This is a genomic window from Paenibacillus glycanilyticus, from assembly GCF_051200795.1.
GTDB lineage: Bacteria > Bacillota > Bacilli > Paenibacillales > Paenibacillaceae > Pristimantibacillus > Pristimantibacillus glycanilyticus.
In genome coordinates this window covers 6,578,712-6,592,382 of record NZ_CP195155.1, presented here as the reverse complement: position 1 = coordinate 6,592,382, position 13,671 = coordinate 6,578,712, and the positions used below count along the sequence as shown (strand labels likewise).

The 13,671-nt window shown below is 53.5% G+C and carries 14 protein-coding genes; 7 read left to right on the top strand and 7 right to left on the bottom strand.

Translation table 11 applies throughout. The annotated features are described in order from the left end of the window. Nucleotides 1-13: 13 nt before the first annotated feature. Nucleotides 14-427 (bottom strand): MerR family transcriptional regulator, encoded by a 414-nt coding sequence (locus ACR9FF_RS29765; RefSeq protein ID WP_317978906.1) that lies wholly within the window; start codon nucleotides 425-427, stop codon nucleotides 14-16. Between the two features lie 120 nt (nucleotides 428-547). On the opposite strand from ACR9FF_RS29765, the gene ACR9FF_RS29760 reads away from it, so the two are divergent. From ACR9FF_RS29760 to ACR9FF_RS29750, 3 genes are all read left to right on the top strand, one after another. Next, the gene (locus ACR9FF_RS29760) at nucleotides 548-1,378 is read left to right on the top strand and encodes an SDR family oxidoreductase (protein WP_435167808.1); all 831 of its coding nucleotides are present in this window, start codon (nucleotides 548-550) and stop codon (nucleotides 1,376-1,378) included. Between the two features lie 160 nt (nucleotides 1,379-1,538). Next, on the top strand, nucleotides 1,539-2,060 hold the full coding sequence (locus ACR9FF_RS29755; RefSeq protein ID WP_127494887.1) for a TetR/AcrR family transcriptional regulator: 522 nt from the start codon (nucleotides 1,539-1,541) through the stop codon (nucleotides 2,058-2,060). 113 nt (nucleotides 2,061-2,173) lie between these two features. Continuing rightward, nucleotides 2,174-3,124, top strand: a complete 951-nt coding sequence (locus ACR9FF_RS29750) for an SDR family NAD(P)-dependent oxidoreductase (RefSeq protein WP_435167805.1) — start codon at nucleotides 2,174-2,176, stop codon at nucleotides 3,122-3,124. Nucleotides 3,125-3,159: 35 nt separating this feature from the next. Here ACR9FF_RS29750 and ACR9FF_RS29745 read toward each other — a convergent pair whose 3' ends face one another. Then, the gene (locus tag ACR9FF_RS29745; protein WP_435167802.1) at nucleotides 3,160-4,041 is read right to left on the bottom strand and encodes a MerR family transcriptional regulator; all 882 of its coding nucleotides are present in this window, start codon (nucleotides 4,039-4,041) and stop codon (nucleotides 3,160-3,162) included. 160 nt (nucleotides 4,042-4,201) lie between these two features. On the opposite strand from ACR9FF_RS29745, the gene ACR9FF_RS29740 reads away from it, so the two are divergent. Then, nucleotides 4,202-5,128 carry a methyl-accepting chemotaxis protein gene (locus ACR9FF_RS29740; RefSeq protein WP_435167799.1) on the top strand — a complete coding sequence of 309 codons (927 nt, stop codon included), beginning with the start codon at nucleotides 4,202-4,204 and terminating at the stop codon, nucleotides 5,126-5,128. A gap of 58 nt (nucleotides 5,129-5,186) precedes the next feature. On the opposite strand, the gene ACR9FF_RS29735 is transcribed toward ACR9FF_RS29740, so the two are convergent. The 3 genes from ACR9FF_RS29735 to ACR9FF_RS29725 form a co-directional block, all read right to left on the bottom strand. After that, nucleotides 5,187-6,173 (bottom strand): GNAT family N-acetyltransferase, encoded by a 987-nt coding sequence (locus tag ACR9FF_RS29735; RefSeq protein ID WP_435167796.1) that lies wholly within the window; start codon nucleotides 6,171-6,173, stop codon nucleotides 5,187-5,189. A gap of 71 nt (nucleotides 6,174-6,244) precedes the next feature. After that, nucleotides 6,245-6,883 carry a DUF2306 domain-containing protein gene (locus tag ACR9FF_RS29730; protein WP_435167793.1) on the bottom strand — a complete coding sequence of 213 codons (639 nt, stop codon included), beginning with the start codon at nucleotides 6,881-6,883 and terminating at the stop codon, nucleotides 6,245-6,247. 127 nt (nucleotides 6,884-7,010) lie between these two features. Next, nucleotides 7,011-7,901: a hypothetical protein gene (locus ACR9FF_RS29725; protein WP_435167790.1), complete on the bottom strand. Its 891-nt coding sequence runs from the start codon at nucleotides 7,899-7,901 to the stop codon at nucleotides 7,011-7,013. Nucleotides 7,902-8,077: 176 nt separating this feature from the next. Between ACR9FF_RS29725 and ACR9FF_RS29720 the strand changes: the two genes are divergently transcribed. After that, a complete protein-coding gene (locus tag ACR9FF_RS29720; RefSeq protein ID WP_435167787.1) occupies nucleotides 8,078-8,392 on the top strand; it encodes a hypothetical protein in 315 nt (104 codons plus the stop codon). A 5-nt stretch (nucleotides 8,393-8,397) separates the two neighbouring features. Here the strand turns inward: ACR9FF_RS29720 and ACR9FF_RS29715 are convergent, their stop codons facing one another. Then, nucleotides 8,398-9,438 (bottom strand): serine hydrolase domain-containing protein, encoded by a 1,041-nt coding sequence (locus ACR9FF_RS29715; RefSeq protein ID WP_435167784.1) that lies wholly within the window; start codon nucleotides 9,436-9,438, stop codon nucleotides 8,398-8,400. A 78-nt stretch (nucleotides 9,439-9,516) separates the two neighbouring features. Next, nucleotides 9,517-10,695, bottom strand: a complete 1,179-nt coding sequence (locus tag ACR9FF_RS29710; protein ID WP_435167781.1) for an MFS transporter — start codon at nucleotides 10,693-10,695, stop codon at nucleotides 9,517-9,519. 99 nt (nucleotides 10,696-10,794) lie between these two features. On the opposite strand from ACR9FF_RS29710, the gene ACR9FF_RS29705 reads away from it, so the two are divergent. Together ACR9FF_RS29705 and ACR9FF_RS29700 are read left to right on the top strand one after the other, a co-directional pair. Beyond that, nucleotides 10,795-11,739 carry a helix-turn-helix transcriptional regulator gene (locus tag ACR9FF_RS29705; RefSeq protein WP_435167778.1) on the top strand — a complete coding sequence of 315 codons (945 nt, stop codon included), beginning with the start codon at nucleotides 10,795-10,797 and terminating at the stop codon, nucleotides 11,737-11,739. Nucleotides 11,740-12,074: 335 nt separating this feature from the next. Next, the gene (locus ACR9FF_RS29700; RefSeq protein WP_435167775.1) at nucleotides 12,075-13,577 is read left to right on the top strand and encodes a lytic polysaccharide monooxygenase; all 1,503 of its coding nucleotides are present in this window, start codon (nucleotides 12,075-12,077) and stop codon (nucleotides 13,575-13,577) included. Nucleotides 13,578-13,671 lie beyond the last annotated feature (94 nt).

Sequence of the window (13,671 nt, the reverse complement as noted above, 5' to 3'; positions counted from 1 at the left end):
AAGCCGTTTTCCCTTAGTGAGGGTAAACGGCTTTTATAGCTTCGAGCATCGCTGCTGCCTTCTCGGGATTGTGCATTAACGCCTTCCTGTATTCGATCATCCAGTCGAGCGTTTCGAGGATCTGATCGTATTCGGCTTTTTTGCGCTCAATCTCGTCTTTCTTTTGTTCCATCCATTCGATGATCTGCTGATGCGTCTTCGTATTCGTATCCTGATCCTGAAAGACCTCCTTTAATTCGGCGAGCGAACAGCCAAGGCCTTGAAATTTTTTGATCATCCGCAGACGCTCGATCGCCTCTCCGGTATAGCTGCGATAGTTGTTTTTCTCCCGCTGGACGTGGCGGTTGTCGAGCAGGCCTTCCTTTTCGTAAAATCGGATCGCGTGGACGGATAAGCCCATTCTCTCCGCTAACTCTTGAATTTTCATGCTTCTCTCTCCTAAAAAGAAATACCATTATCGGGGTCTTGCCTTAGAGTTCACTCTATAGTTTATGCTGTAGTTGTTCGATTCATCAACTACTTTTCTATCTATAAGGAGTGATCCACTATGCGTATTTTCGTAACAGGGGCAACCGGCTATATTGGTACGGAAGTTGTTCGAGAGCTGATCGAAGGCGGTCATGAGGTTGTGGGGCTTACCCGTTCCGATAAAGGCGTTGCCTTATTGGAAGCGGCCGGTGCGGAGGCGCATCTTGGCACCCTTGAAGATCTCGACAGCCTTCAGCGCGGCGCGGCTGCCGCGGACGGCGTCATTCATTTGGCATTCCGTCATGATTTTTCGGATTTTGACGGCTCGCTTGCTATGGATCTTCGCGCCGTTGAGGCGATGGGGGCCGTGCTTGAAGGCTCCGGCAAACCTTTTGTCATTACGGCTCACGCGAACGGTATGGCATCGGAGGAGGCGGTATTGGGACTAGCCGAGCGCGGGGTGCGGACCTCTATTGTGTCGCTTGCGCCTTCGGTGCATGGGGAGCGGGATAAAGGCTTTGTACCGCAGCTCATTCAGACGGCCCGTGAGAAAGGGTTCTCCGCTTACATTGGCGACGGGGCAAACCGCTGGCCGGCCGTGCATCGCATCGATGCGGCATCCTTGTTCCGGCTCGCCGTGGAAGCGGCGCCGGCGGGCTCAAGGCTGGATGGCGTTGGCGACGAAGGGATCGCGTTCCGCGACATTGCCGCTGTTATCGGACGGCATCTGAACGTGCCGGTACGCAGCATTTCCCGCGAGGAGGCTGCCGGCCACTTCGGTTTCCTGGGCATGCTCGCAGGTCTTGATTTTCCTAGATCCAGCGCAGAGACGCAGAAGCTGCTCGGCTGGAAGCCCGTTCATCCGGGACTGATTGAGGATCTGGAGCAGGGGCACTATTTCAGCAAATGATCGGCGCTATCGAGGACCTTTCCTGTTTTTGAGCAGGAGGGGTCTTTTTTATGGGTCTTGTACCCATAAACGCTTGTATATTGCTTGGCATATACGAAGCTTGATACACTAATAAGTGATTCATCAATAAATAAAATACAATTAACAGGAGCTTAAGACGATGGCGAAAAAGGATACAGCGTCGGTAAACCGGAGGACGGAAATTATTTCGGCGGCAATCGACGTATTCGCGGAGTGCGGCTATTACCGGACAACTACAGCGCAGGTGGCACAGCGGGCGGGAATTTCGCAGCCCTACGTATTCAAGTTTTTTGCAACGAAGGAGGCATTAATGCTGGCAGCGCTTGAGGTGTCCTGGGAAAGAATCGCGGAAGCGTTCAACCGGGTGGTAGATACGGCGGCACCGGATCAGCTGGAGCGGGAGCTTATTGAAACATACGAAGAAATTTTGGCCGCCCACCGGCAGGAGACGCTGCTGCAGATGCAGGCCCAGACGATGCAGGAGGAGCCTATTCGCGCCGCTATGCAGACGGGATTGAGGGAAGTGCGCCGCATTGTGCTGGAGGCGTTTACTGCCAGCAAGCTTGCGAATCCGGAGGAAAGAACGATGCTGTTCCTCGCGCGCGGCATGCTGTGCAATATATCGATGGCACTTGGCGTTCCGGAGTTAATGGATAAATAAAGGGGCTGCCAAGCCTTGAAAAATAGTGATTGATCAATCACTAACTAAATGATATAGTGAATTCATCGATAAATAGTGATTGATCAATCACTAAATAAAAAGGAGTGGCTGAAATGAAAAAAGCGGTTGTTATTGGAGCGACGGGCGGCACGGGTGCTGCGATTACGGAGGAATTGGTGAGCCGGGGAATTCCGGTTGTGGCGTTTGGACGATCGCGGTCGAAGCTGGAGAGTTTCGCGGCAAGATTAGGGCATCCGGCAAATCTGGCGCTGGCCGTGGGAGATGCTTTCAAAGCAGATGATGTCGAGAAGGCATCGCGCGGCGCCGAAGTGATGTTTCATTGCGCGAATGTTCCTTACCACGAGATGAAGGAGCGGCTTATTCCCCTTGGGGAAGCGGTTATGGAGGCGGCAGACCGGCTTGGCCTCAAGGTCGTTGTCATCGACGGTATTTATCCGTACGGAAAAAGGCAGATGGAGCGGGTGACCGAGGAGCATCCGAAGCAGCCGCATACCCGCAAAGGGCGGACGCGTCTAAAATTTGCCGAAATGGTGTTTGACGCCAGGTGGCGCCAGGCCCGTCCTCTTATTGTCCGGCTGCCGGACTATTACGGACCAACCGCCAATGAAGCTTCTTATCTCGGTTCCACGCTGGAGGCTATTGCGGCCGGCAAGATGGCCTTCTTCATCGGGAACATGAATGTACCGCGCGAATATGTCTATTTGCCGGATGCGGCGAAAATGATTGTTGAAATTTCGCTGCGCGATCAAGCTTACGGCCAGGAATGGAACATTCCCGGAGGCGATACGATATCCGGCCATGAGATTGTCCGTCTCGCCCGCGAAGCGAGCGGCAGCAAGAAGGCTGTTCTGCCGCTCGGAAAAGCCGGCTTGTCCTTGCTCGGGTTATTCGTTCCCGTTATGAAGGAGGTCGTGGAGATGCTGTATCTGACAACGGAACCGCTCCGCCTTAGCGGAGAGAAGTATGAACGCTTTATCGGGCCAATCCCGGCAACCGGCTTCAAGCAAGGGATTTATGAGACTATCAGCCAGTTGAAGAAGTAACAAGGCAGCGGTGACGGGAGTCACCGCTGAGCTCGTTATCGGTATAAAAGAAGGCTGTACCAGTTGTCCCATTCCGAAGGAACGGGTGGACATACAAGCGGGGCCAGGGAGGCGCCGCAGCCTTGAAAGCCCGCCCCGCCGGCAACAACGGTAAGCTGAGGATTGGCTTGGCGGCAATCGGTTATCCATTTCTCTACGGAAGCCGCAAGCAGGGGATTATTCAACGAGACGGCAATAATCCCTATATTTTTAGCCCGGATTAAACCCGTAATATCGTTAAGCGGAGTATCCGGACCCAGATAGATGACATCATGGCCTTTGTTGCGCAGAAACAAGCTGAAAAGCATAAGGCCCATCTGATGATGCTCTCCCTCCGGACATAACGCGACAACCCTTGGCAGCTGCGGATTCATCGGCAAAATTCGCATGAACTGGGTGCATCTCTGAGTAATGATTTGAGAAGCGAAATGCTCCTGGGCAACCGAAATAACACCATTTTCCCACGCCGTACCGATTTGTCTCATGACAGGCGTAAGAATATGGTGGAATACCTCTTCGTGATGGAATAAGGAAAAGCTCAAATCAATGACCTCATTCGACTGAACGGTATTCAGGTCAATGAGCTCCGTGTAGAGCTGCTCCGTCAGACGGTTAAACCGGCTTGGCTCGTCTAACAACGCCTCGGACGGCTTATTCGCCTGCTTGTCCCGGTAAAGGGTGACGGCTTCGCTGATCTTCAAGTGGAAGGTCTCCATCTGCTGCTTGATCCAGCGCAGGGTTTCGATATCGGCGTCCCGGTATAGACGGTGACCGCCAGTGCTTCGGACGGGCGCGGTAAGCTGATATCGGTTCTCCCATGCCCGAATGGTTACAGCGGGAATCCCAACTAACTGGGATACTTTACGAATACTATACATACGCTTACACCTCAGGTTTTATTATACATAAGTTGTACAAAAAAAATAGAGGACTCCATTCCATTCCCTATGATCTTCCTTGCGATGGAAATATGAATTATGTATAATTTTAACGAAAATACTATACATAAACTATACATTGGAAGTAGAAGGTGATCCGATGCTTACGGTATCCCAAGATCGGCATTCCAGTTCTCAAGTATTGGATATGCATTTCGTTCTGGCGGCAATGGAGAAGTCGCTGGCTATGATTGAACTAAGTACGGACGGGAAAGTTTTGTGGGCGAACGATAATTTCGCCCGGGCGATGGGGTACGAAGCGGACGAAATGCAGGGCCTCATGCACAGGCAGTTTTGTACGCCCGAGTTCGCGAACAGTCCCGGTTACCGGGAGCTCTGGAACAATCTCCGGAGCGGACGGATTTTCCAGGAAAAAATCTCGCGTGTATCCAAGGACGGCCGGTTATTATGGTTCGAGGCTACTTATATGCCGGTGTTTAACGCCGAAGGACGCGTAGAAGGAATTCTTAAGGTTGCGACGGATATTACCGAGAGGGAAAACGCTGCGGCAAAGCTTACGGATGAACTGCAGCGGATGGCGCAGGATTTGCTGGAACGGACGGAGGAAGGGATTGCCGGAAGCAGACAGATCGAGCAGACCATAGAAAGCGTGGCCTTGGAATCAAGCGGGAACATGAAGGTGCTTGGCGCGCTGGAGCATGAGACCGAGTCCGTGCGAAGCACGATTCATATTATCCGGGAAGTGGCCAAGCATACGAATCTGCTGGCCTTGAATGCGGCGATTGAAGCCGCGCATGCCGGCGAGCATGGCCGGGGCTTCAGCGTGGTTGCTGCAGAGGTTCGCAAGCTGGCTAAGCAAGCGGATGAAGCGGCCAAGGCCGTCCAGGCTAATCTGGCCGGGATTGCGGCCGAGGTTGGAAATATCGCGAAGGGAATGCACCGGTCGCAGTCGATGATCCTGGAAAGCCAGCAGCGCGCCCGGAGGGCGGTGGGCGAGTTTGCCCGGATTGGAGAATCCGCTTATCAGCTGGAGGAAAAGGCTCAGGACTATAAAAATACGATTTAGGATGGAAAAGCGGTTGTGCAGGGGTGAAACCCCGGTCACAACCGCTTTTTTGTCATTGTCACAGCGTACAAACGATCTTGTAGCTGCCCGGCTCCGCGCGGAAGCCCATCAGATCCCGGTTTATGCGCAGCATGGGAATATTGGCCGAGTCGTTATGCGTCCGGAGATAAGGAGCGCCGGCTGCCCTGGCGGATTGCAGGCCAAGCAGCTTCAGGGCAAGCGCTATCCGGCGGCCGCGGTATTGCGGCAGCACCCCCGTGTATTCGTGGTACATGGCCCCGGTCTGTTCGTTATGCTGCAGGCTTACCACGCCAACGTAGCGTTCGCCGTCCTTGGCGATATGAACCCATTCCGGACGAACGCCGGGCAGTTCGAGGGTCCATTTTTTCCATTCCTCAAACCAAGGGTAATCACCCGTATAGCCGGGAATATCGTGGTGCGTTATTTTATAAAGCTCATGCAGTTTGCGTTCATTGTCCTCTCCCGGTTCCTCCGCCAACGTAACGAAGCGTATGCCGGCTCGCTCCGCATCGCCAATGGAAGCAACCAGCTGTTCACCCGCGGTATACTCTCGTAAATCCAGCACGGACTCAAAGGACAGCCGTTCCTTGAAATAACCATGCTTTTCCGCGAAAGCAAGAGACCTCTCGTCCGTCTCCTTCATGTTGTAGTTTATCAGGCGTGAAGCTTTAACCTCCTGCGCCCAGGCATGAAGGGCGCCGTATATGGCAGTGCCAACGCCTTTGCCGCGGAATTCCGGGTGGACGATTAACGTATGGATGAGTGCGCCGGGCTCCGTCCAAGGCGCACGCCAGGCTATGGCGTAAGCGATGATATGTCCGTTCTCGTCTTCGGCTACCCACTTGGGACGGTCCCAGCCCATCAGCTCGCCTTGCTCGTTATAATGCAGCTGGCCAGGAGGGATTTTGTCCTCGTCCTCCTGCAGCCGTTCTGCCGTTGTTGGTTCCGACCACACCAGATTGACGAGAGGCGCTACGGCCTGAAAGTCTTCCGGCTGTTTTAATTTGCGGATTGTAAAGTTCATATTGACCACCACCGTTATTGGGATAATCCCAGTATGGCATACCTTTTATTCCAGTGGTTGGAAATAATTGATTATAATGAAACTTGCTCGCGCTTCGGCCGGCGGATGAACCACTCTACGATAACGAAGTTTAGAATAAGGGCAGCCCAGATGTTATTGTCCAGCACCTCTTCAATCATTCCCGTACGGCCGCCCGGCAGAGCGAACCGGTGCAGAAGCAGGTACAGAAGAATTAATAGAGGCACCAAGGCTCTAGCGCTGACGGCCGTTAAAGTCATGGCAAAGCTGCGGATCATCCATTGCTTATGCGACTGCCAGTCCCTTTTCCTTGCAGAACGGTAACCCATTGCCGTCGTGATCAGCCACAGCAGATCGAGGAAGAGGAAGGATAACGTACGGCCGAAGTCGGGTTCGTAGCAGGACACGATAAGGGCAAGCCCGCCGCTTAGGAATACCGAGCCTGCGTATACTTTGCCAAGAAGGATATGCAGGGACGGCTTGTTCCGCCGCAGCGTGCGGTGGAATTGCAGAAATCCCGCTAGCATGGCTATAAAGGCTAGAATGATATGGCTAACCAGAGCAGGATATTGAATTGTCCTTGAGGAAACTTCAATACGGCTGCTTGCGGGATTTAAAGTAAGGTACGGGATAACAAACGGCAGCATTATGGCGACAGACAGCAACAGCAGAACCCAGCAGCTTTTTTTCATCGGAACTCTCCTTAGGGGTTGATGACCCCAGTATAGCCGGAGGATGTTTAGGGGCTCTAAAAACTTTCTAAAAAAACGATAAAACATAAGAAGAGGGAGCTGCCCGCCGGGCATCTCCCTCATTTGTTCAAAAGCGTGCAGCTCTGTTCCGGTTGCCGCTGTTTGGACGCGAACCGGAAAGAAGCATCTTGCGCAGCGCAGCCACGCCGGCCGCGAGCGAAAGAATAAAGCAGATGCCCGCAACGATCGGTAGGGTAGACCACTCCATTAGAGCGTGACCGTTTAACGTCTGCCATCCGATCGCGATTAGGCCAAGCAGATAAGTAATGCCGGTAATATGAATCAGGTTAGAGGCTTTGGCGCGGGAACGCTCGACTAGCCAAGCGACAATCGGCACGGCCTGAAGCGCATGGAAGCCAAGCCCGTGCAGCCATATAATATTGCCGTCCGCGCCGATAAACCTGCCCTGGTTCATGGAGATCCAAATGCCGGCGGCAAACGATACGGTGACGGCGATCATGGCGTAACGCACGCCCAGCGTCATCCCGGGCCGAAGCTTATAAGCCTTCGAACGGAAGAATTGAACGCCAAGGTACAAATAAAACAAAACGAGAAACAGGGCAACAAACGTGAAGACATTGCCGACCGTTTGGTCGAAAAACGAATTGCTGTCAACAAATCTCGGATTAACGCCGCGGAAGTTTTGAATCGTCTCCGCCCCATAGGAGTAAAGAGCAAGCCCGATGTACACCCTCCGGAACAGCGCCCGGCTTCGCGCCTTCAATCCCGATAATGGCGCAATTGCCGCGGTGGATAGAATAAAAGCGCCAAGGGCCGCATCAAAGGAAAAAGCTTTTGAAACATCGCCTCCGGGCGAGACCTCCCCTCCGTTCGCAAGCACCCATACCTCGCAAATTGCCGCTAGAAGAAATCCGAGAAGACCAGTCAGAACAAGCCATTTTTCCCCCTCGAACAGCCTCGGCTTCTGCGTCGTTGCTTGATTTACATAGCTTTGCATTTTATCCTCGTCCCTTCCCGTAAATGTATACCTTTAATTTACTGGAAAGGACTTACAGGCATTAATGGACCCGCGGCTAGATTTCGCGAGGCCTGAAGAAGGTTCTTTTCTCGGGCGGAGGTCTTAGAGTATACGTCTATTCGTATGCATAAAGGAGAATAGGGATGAGGTGGAGCATGAGAAAGGCAGGTTTATGCGCCGCAATTCTTCTTCTGGCCGGTTTGATGCTGGGAGCTTGTTCTTCTAAGGAGCAAGGAAGGGGTACGTTCGCCGTAAACGTAAAGGTCATCGATAAAGGCGAGGGGGATGACGGGCAGTACTGGATTATGATCGCTTACCCCGACAAGAAAAGGTTGAAAAGCGTGGATAAAATTATTTTGGAGGAGAGCGTGTGGGATACCGTTCAAATCGATCACAAATACACCGTTCGTTATATCAGGCAGGAAGACGGAACTTACTCTTTCTCCGCGATAACTCCTTTAAAAGATTAGGAGAGTCAGCTGCGGGCTGACTCTCCATTTATTTTTAACCGATGCTGTTGGCGGGCTGCAATGGCAAGCTCGGCCAGCTGTTTGCCAAGTGTGCTGACATCCTGCAGGATATTGCTGAGCACGATGACCGAGGTCTGCTGTTCAATGAAACGGAGCAGAACGGAGGAGAAGCCGGGAATGCCGCCGCTATGGCAAACAAGCTTTCCAAAAGGCGTATCTTGAATGATCCAGCCGTAGCCGTATTGAAAATCCCGTTCTCCCTTGAACGGAGTAAACATGAGATCGAGAGAAGGCTTGGTCAGAAGCTGCTCCGTATAGAGCGCCTGATCCCATAAATGCAAGTCCCCGATTGTTGAAATAATAGCTCCCGCTGCATAAGCATTGGAAGGATCGAAGGTGGGTGCATTAGTTAATTGCCCCTCTTCGTCCGAATGATAACCCGCAGCACGGTTGAGCAGAATCTGGCTTGGCTGATCCATCTGCGTTTGGTTCATGCCAAGCGGAAGGAAGATGTGCTCCTGCAAATAGTCCGCGTAAGATTGTCCGGTTATTTGCTCTAGGATGGCTCCAAGCAGGACATAACCGGAGTTGGAGTATTTGTACTGCTCGCCTGGAGCGGCCTCTAGCTCTTTATGGGCGAATCGCCCAATAAGAATTTCCGGTGTCGAAGTGTTCGCAGCCCAGTCGAACATAGAAGGATCATCCGTATAATTGGGAATTCCAGATGTATGCGTCAGTAGATGTTGGATGGTTATGGAGTTGCTGCCCGTCTGCTGCGGAAAGAAACGGCTGACCGGATCCTCCAGCCGGAGCATGCCTTTTTCCACCAGCTGGAGGATGGATACCCCCGTAAAGGTTTTGGTTATCGAACCGATCCGGAACTTGGTTTTAGTCGTATTATCCACCGCAAGCTCCATATTTGCTTGTCCCCATGCTTCCGAATACAGGATACTGCCGCGTTGCGAGACGAGTACGGCTCCGTTAAACCTTCGCTCGGGGACAAGGGGTTCCAGCAATGCATGAATCTGCTCTTTTACATTAGCCACGATCATCTCTCCCTCTGATCTTCATCACCACTCCATATTAAGTATAAAAATGGAAATAAACAATGTTTTTTCCTGTTCTCAGGCAGGCTTCGATTGCTGTTTTGCCTCCGAGCCTGCGCCCGTTACAAGACCGCCGAGCCGGAACGTGACAAGAGAGAGAACGATGCATGCCGCGGAAAAAATACCGATGGACGCATAACCGGCAAAATGAACGTACAATAGTCCGGCCAGCCAGGCGCCAAGCGTATTCGCACCGTTCATGGTCGAGTTGGCGAGGCTGGAAATGGTTCCCCGGATGGAAGCGTTCAGGGCAGTTAGCAGGCCCATAACAAGAGGGAAAATAACGCCGAGAACGGTAAAGATAACGAAATAGATCATCACCGCAGGCGATAGGTCGGCATGCGGGCCAACAATATACAGCAGGGCTAGCAAGAGCATACCGGCGGTTACGGTCCGCGTGCTGCCAAGCTTGCGAATAACCGCGGAGCTGATGATGCTTCCGAGCAAGGTGCCGCATCCAAGTCCCATCATGACGTTGCCGATTCCGCCTATGGACAGCTCGAAATGATCAGCCATCCATTTGCCGATAAAAGCCATCGCCGTACCGCTTCCCAAATGGAGCAGCAGGTAAGCGAGGAAGCCGCCTCTTGCTCTTCCGTTCGTTATTAACGGCATATATCGGCTGAAGATGGAAGCGCGCGACTGGCCGCTAGGCTTCATATCGGGGAGGAGCAGGAAGGCGGCAACCGCTAGAAGCAAGGAAAATGCGCCGATGCTCCAGAACGGGACGGGCCAATCGGCCGCGGCCAGCCAGCTGCCGATCGGAACGCCAAGCGCTTGGGCCGCAGCCAGTCCGCCAAAGGCGATGCCCATCGTCTTCGCAATCCGCTGCGGGGGCATAACGGCGGGAATGGAGGCCCATACCTGCGGAGCGGTGAAGGCAGCGCTGACTCCGGCGAGGAAACGGAACAGAAGCATCATCCAGTAGCTGTCCGCGAAACCGCATAAGGCGGTTGAAACGGAAAAGGCGGCCAGCCCGCAGATCATGACCGTTCTGCGGTTCCAGCCGTCTGACAAAGGGCCGGAGATTAGCGCGAACAAAGCCGAGCCCAAGGTGTAGGCGCCAATCATCCAGCCGGCAATGCCGGTTGATACGCCGTATTCCGCCTGTAGCGTCGGGAGCAGCGGAGAAATAAGAAACGTGTCGGTGCCGATCATAAACATAACAAGGAAAAACAGAATGGAGTATTTAAGCATTTTTTTCGCTCCTTTAGCGGTGGTATTGCCTGATGCCCTTATCGTAACGGATAATAGTGACACATTCTGTCATGGATATGAAATGAGGAGGCAAAAAGGATGCCCAAATCCAAACGGCTCATGGAGCTGATGATGACGGTCAACCGCAAGCGCCGGTTCAAGGTACAGGAGCTCGCCGATGAATTTGGCGTCTCGAAGCGGACGATTCTAAGGGATCTGCAGGAACTCAGCGAGCTGGGCGTGCCTTTATATTCGGAGGTTGGGCCGCATGGAGGTTACCAGGTATTAAGGGAGCGGGTGCTGCCGCCCATCGCCTTTACGGAAGAGGAAGCCGTGGCCATGTTCTTCGCCGTGCATGCGCTTAGGCATTACTCCTCGCTGCCGTTTGAGGCGGAATCCGTCTCGGCGCTGAACAAATTTTATCTTCATATGCCCGGCGACGTTCGGGACCGGATCGACAGCATGAAGCACCGTGTGGATTTCATTACGCCAACCAGGCGCGGCGATGCGCCTTGCTTGTCCATGCTGCTGGATGCGGCGGTACACCAGAAGGTGCTCGATATCGAATACGAGACGAAGGACAGCGAGGCGGGCTGCCGCAAAATCCAGCCGGTATGCATCTACGCTCATAACGGCCTATGGTACTGCACGGCGTATTGCTACCTGCGCGAGGGCTTCCGCGTCTTCCGCTGCGATCGGATCCGCACCGCTTCGGAGGATACATCCGGTACGGAAAAGCGCGACCTTGGCGACATTCCGCTAAGCCGCAAAGAGGCCGCTATGCCCGAGGACCCGGTCCGTCTGCAAGTAGAGCTAAGCCGGGCTGGAGTCCAGCGCTGCGAAGCGGAGCTATGGCTAGCCCCGATGCTGCAGGTTCGGGAAGACGGGAGCGGCAGCATTGATGCGGATGTATCCCGCGGGGACATGCCTTTCTATACCGAATTTCTGATTGGACTAGGATATGAAGCAGCACTGAAAGGCCCCGAAGAATTGCGGGAAGCGGTCCGGGACCGGTTAGCCGGGCTGCTGGACCACTACCGGTAACTCGAACAAGGTCCCTCTGCCTGCCGGCAGGAGGGATCTTTGACATGGGTACGCGAATCAAAATGGGATGACTGACGCATGAAGAGCGGAGCCAACAGATGAGCTGGGACTATTGTATAGTCGCATTTTATTTTCCTTAAATATCCATTAATGGTTGGCTATCGCGAAATCGATTCGAAAGGTGAGACTCTTGGCGTATTCACTCTCTGTCAGGAGCATTCCAACCTGCGGATCGCAAAGAATAATCCTCCGGGTCTTTGGAATCTGGCTGATAATTAGACAATTGTTTATTATTGGAACCGGTTATTTCATTCCATGAAACGAGGAAAATCGACATGACGATAACGAGACAATCGGTAGGGGGCAGGCTGGCCATTCTGTTCAGCTTTGTACTGCTCGGGCTGCTCTGCATGCTGGCCATCGCGGACAAAGCATCGGCCCACGGCTACATTTCTTCGCCTGCCAGCCGGACACTGCTCTGCAGCCAAGGCACTAACAAGGATTGCGGAGCGATTCAGTATGAGCCGCAAAGCGTAGAGGGCATTGGCGGATTCCCCGCAGAAGGCCCGGCTGACGGCAAGATTGCCGGAGCGGGCAAATATACCGAGCTGGATGCCCAGTCGGCCGACCGCTGGAAGAAGGTCGACATGAAGGGTGGCGATAATACGTTTACCTGGAATTTCACGGCCAATCATATGACGGAGAAATGGGACTATTACATTACGAAGATCGGCTGGGATCCGAACAAGCCGCTCACGCGCGACCAGTTGGAAGCAAAGCCCTTCTGTACGGTAGACGGCGGAATGAAGAAGCCGGAGATGACGGTTACGCATAAATGCAAGGTACCGACGGACCGGACAGGCTACTACATTATTCTTGGCGTATGGGAAATCGGCGACACCGTTAATGCCTTCTATCAGGCGATTGACGTCAATCTGACGCAAGGCGGCGGAGCAACGACACCGGATCCGGACCCGGTTGTGCTGCCTAACTTCCCGGACAGCGTATGGTGTTCCGGCCATACGGACAGCAGCATTACGATGTCCTGGTCGGCATCGACGGCTTCTGCGGGAATTAAAAATTACGAAATAAGCCGTGACGGCAAAGTGGTAGGCACCTCCGCAGGAACCAGCTATACGGATAGCGGATTGCCGGCGGATTCGTCTTATTCGTATACGATTGCGGCAGTAGACAACAAGGGTAACCGCTCGGCGGCCAGCGTGCCGGTATCGGCAAGTACGCTGCCTGCCGCAACGCCGGCGCCGGATACGCAGGCTCCAACAAGACCGGCGGGACTTACAGCCGGCAATGTAACGGACACTACAGCGGCCTTCAGCTGGACGGCGGCCACCGACAATACCGGTGTTGTGAAATACGAGGTGTATAGAGGTGATCTGTTGATCGGCACGACGGCATCCACCTCCTATTCGGACAGCGGATTAAAGCCTTCCACCGCATACGCGTATACGGTTATTGCAGTGGATGCGGCAGGTAACCGCTCGGCAGCAAGCGCGGCCTTGACGATTGCGACCAAGGTGGCCGTCGTTACGCCGCCGACGGGAACCGGCACATGGGACAGCGCGAAAGTTTATGTGGCCGGCGATATCGTGACCTACAACGGCATTGAATATAAAGCGGGCTGGTGGACGCAAGGCGAGCTGCCGGACAGCTCGGATGTATGGAAGCCGGTATCGGCGGCTGCCGTGCAGGCTTGGAATAACGCTAAGGCTTATAACGGCGGCGAACAGGTGGTCTACGAAGGACATACGTACAAGGCAAAATGGTGGACTAAAGGCGAAATTCCCGGTCAGGCCGGGGTATGGGTATTGGTTAAATAGCAGAAGGGGCTGTCCGCGAGGACAGCCTTTTTCATTAGAGAACCATCGCTAGAGGTTTTTCCCATTATTTGTCGAATTAAAGGACGAAATGACC

Bases quoted from the DNA above. Each gene is read 5' to 3' on its own strand.
- ACR9FF_RS29765 (WP_317978906.1), bottom strand. From the start codon at position 427: ATGAAAATTCAAGAGTTAGCGGAGAGAATGGGCTTATCCGTCCACGCG.
- ACR9FF_RS29730 (WP_435167793.1), bottom strand. From the start codon at position 6,883: ATGAAAAAAAGCTGCTGGGTTCTGCTGTTGCTGTCTGTCGCCATAATG.
- ACR9FF_RS29760 (WP_435167808.1), top strand. From the start codon at position 548: ATGCGTATTTTCGTAACAGGGGCAACCGGCTATATTGGTACGGAAGTT.
- ACR9FF_RS29745 (WP_435167802.1), bottom strand. From the start codon at position 4,041: ATGTATAGTATTCGTAAAGTATCCCAGTTAGTTGGGATTCCCGCTGTA.
- ACR9FF_RS29750 (WP_435167805.1), top strand. From the start codon at position 2,174: ATGAAAAAAGCGGTTGTTATTGGAGCGACGGGCGGCACGGGTGCTGCG.
- ACR9FF_RS29700 (WP_435167775.1), top strand. From the start codon at position 12,075: ATGACGATAACGAGACAATCGGTAGGGGGCAGGCTGGCCATTCTGTTC.
- ACR9FF_RS29755 (WP_127494887.1), top strand. From the start codon at position 1,539: ATGGCGAAAAAGGATACAGCGTCGGTAAACCGGAGGACGGAAATTATT.
- ACR9FF_RS29740 (WP_435167799.1), top strand. From the start codon at position 4,202: ATGCTTACGGTATCCCAAGATCGGCATTCCAGTTCTCAAGTATTGGAT.
- ACR9FF_RS29710 (WP_435167781.1), bottom strand. From the start codon at position 10,695: ATGCTTAAATACTCCATTCTGTTTTTCCTTGTTATGTTTATGATCGGC.
- ACR9FF_RS29725 (WP_435167790.1), bottom strand. From the start codon at position 7,901: ATGCAAAGCTATGTAAATCAAGCAACGACGCAGAAGCCGAGGCTGTTC.
- ACR9FF_RS29720 (WP_435167787.1), top strand. From the start codon at position 8,078: ATGAGAAAGGCAGGTTTATGCGCCGCAATTCTTCTTCTGGCCGGTTTG.
- ACR9FF_RS29735 (WP_435167796.1), bottom strand. From the start codon at position 6,173: ATGAACTTTACAATCCGCAAATTAAAACAGCCGGAAGACTTTCAGGCC.
- ACR9FF_RS29705 (WP_435167778.1), top strand. From the start codon at position 10,795: ATGCCCAAATCCAAACGGCTCATGGAGCTGATGATGACGGTCAACCGC.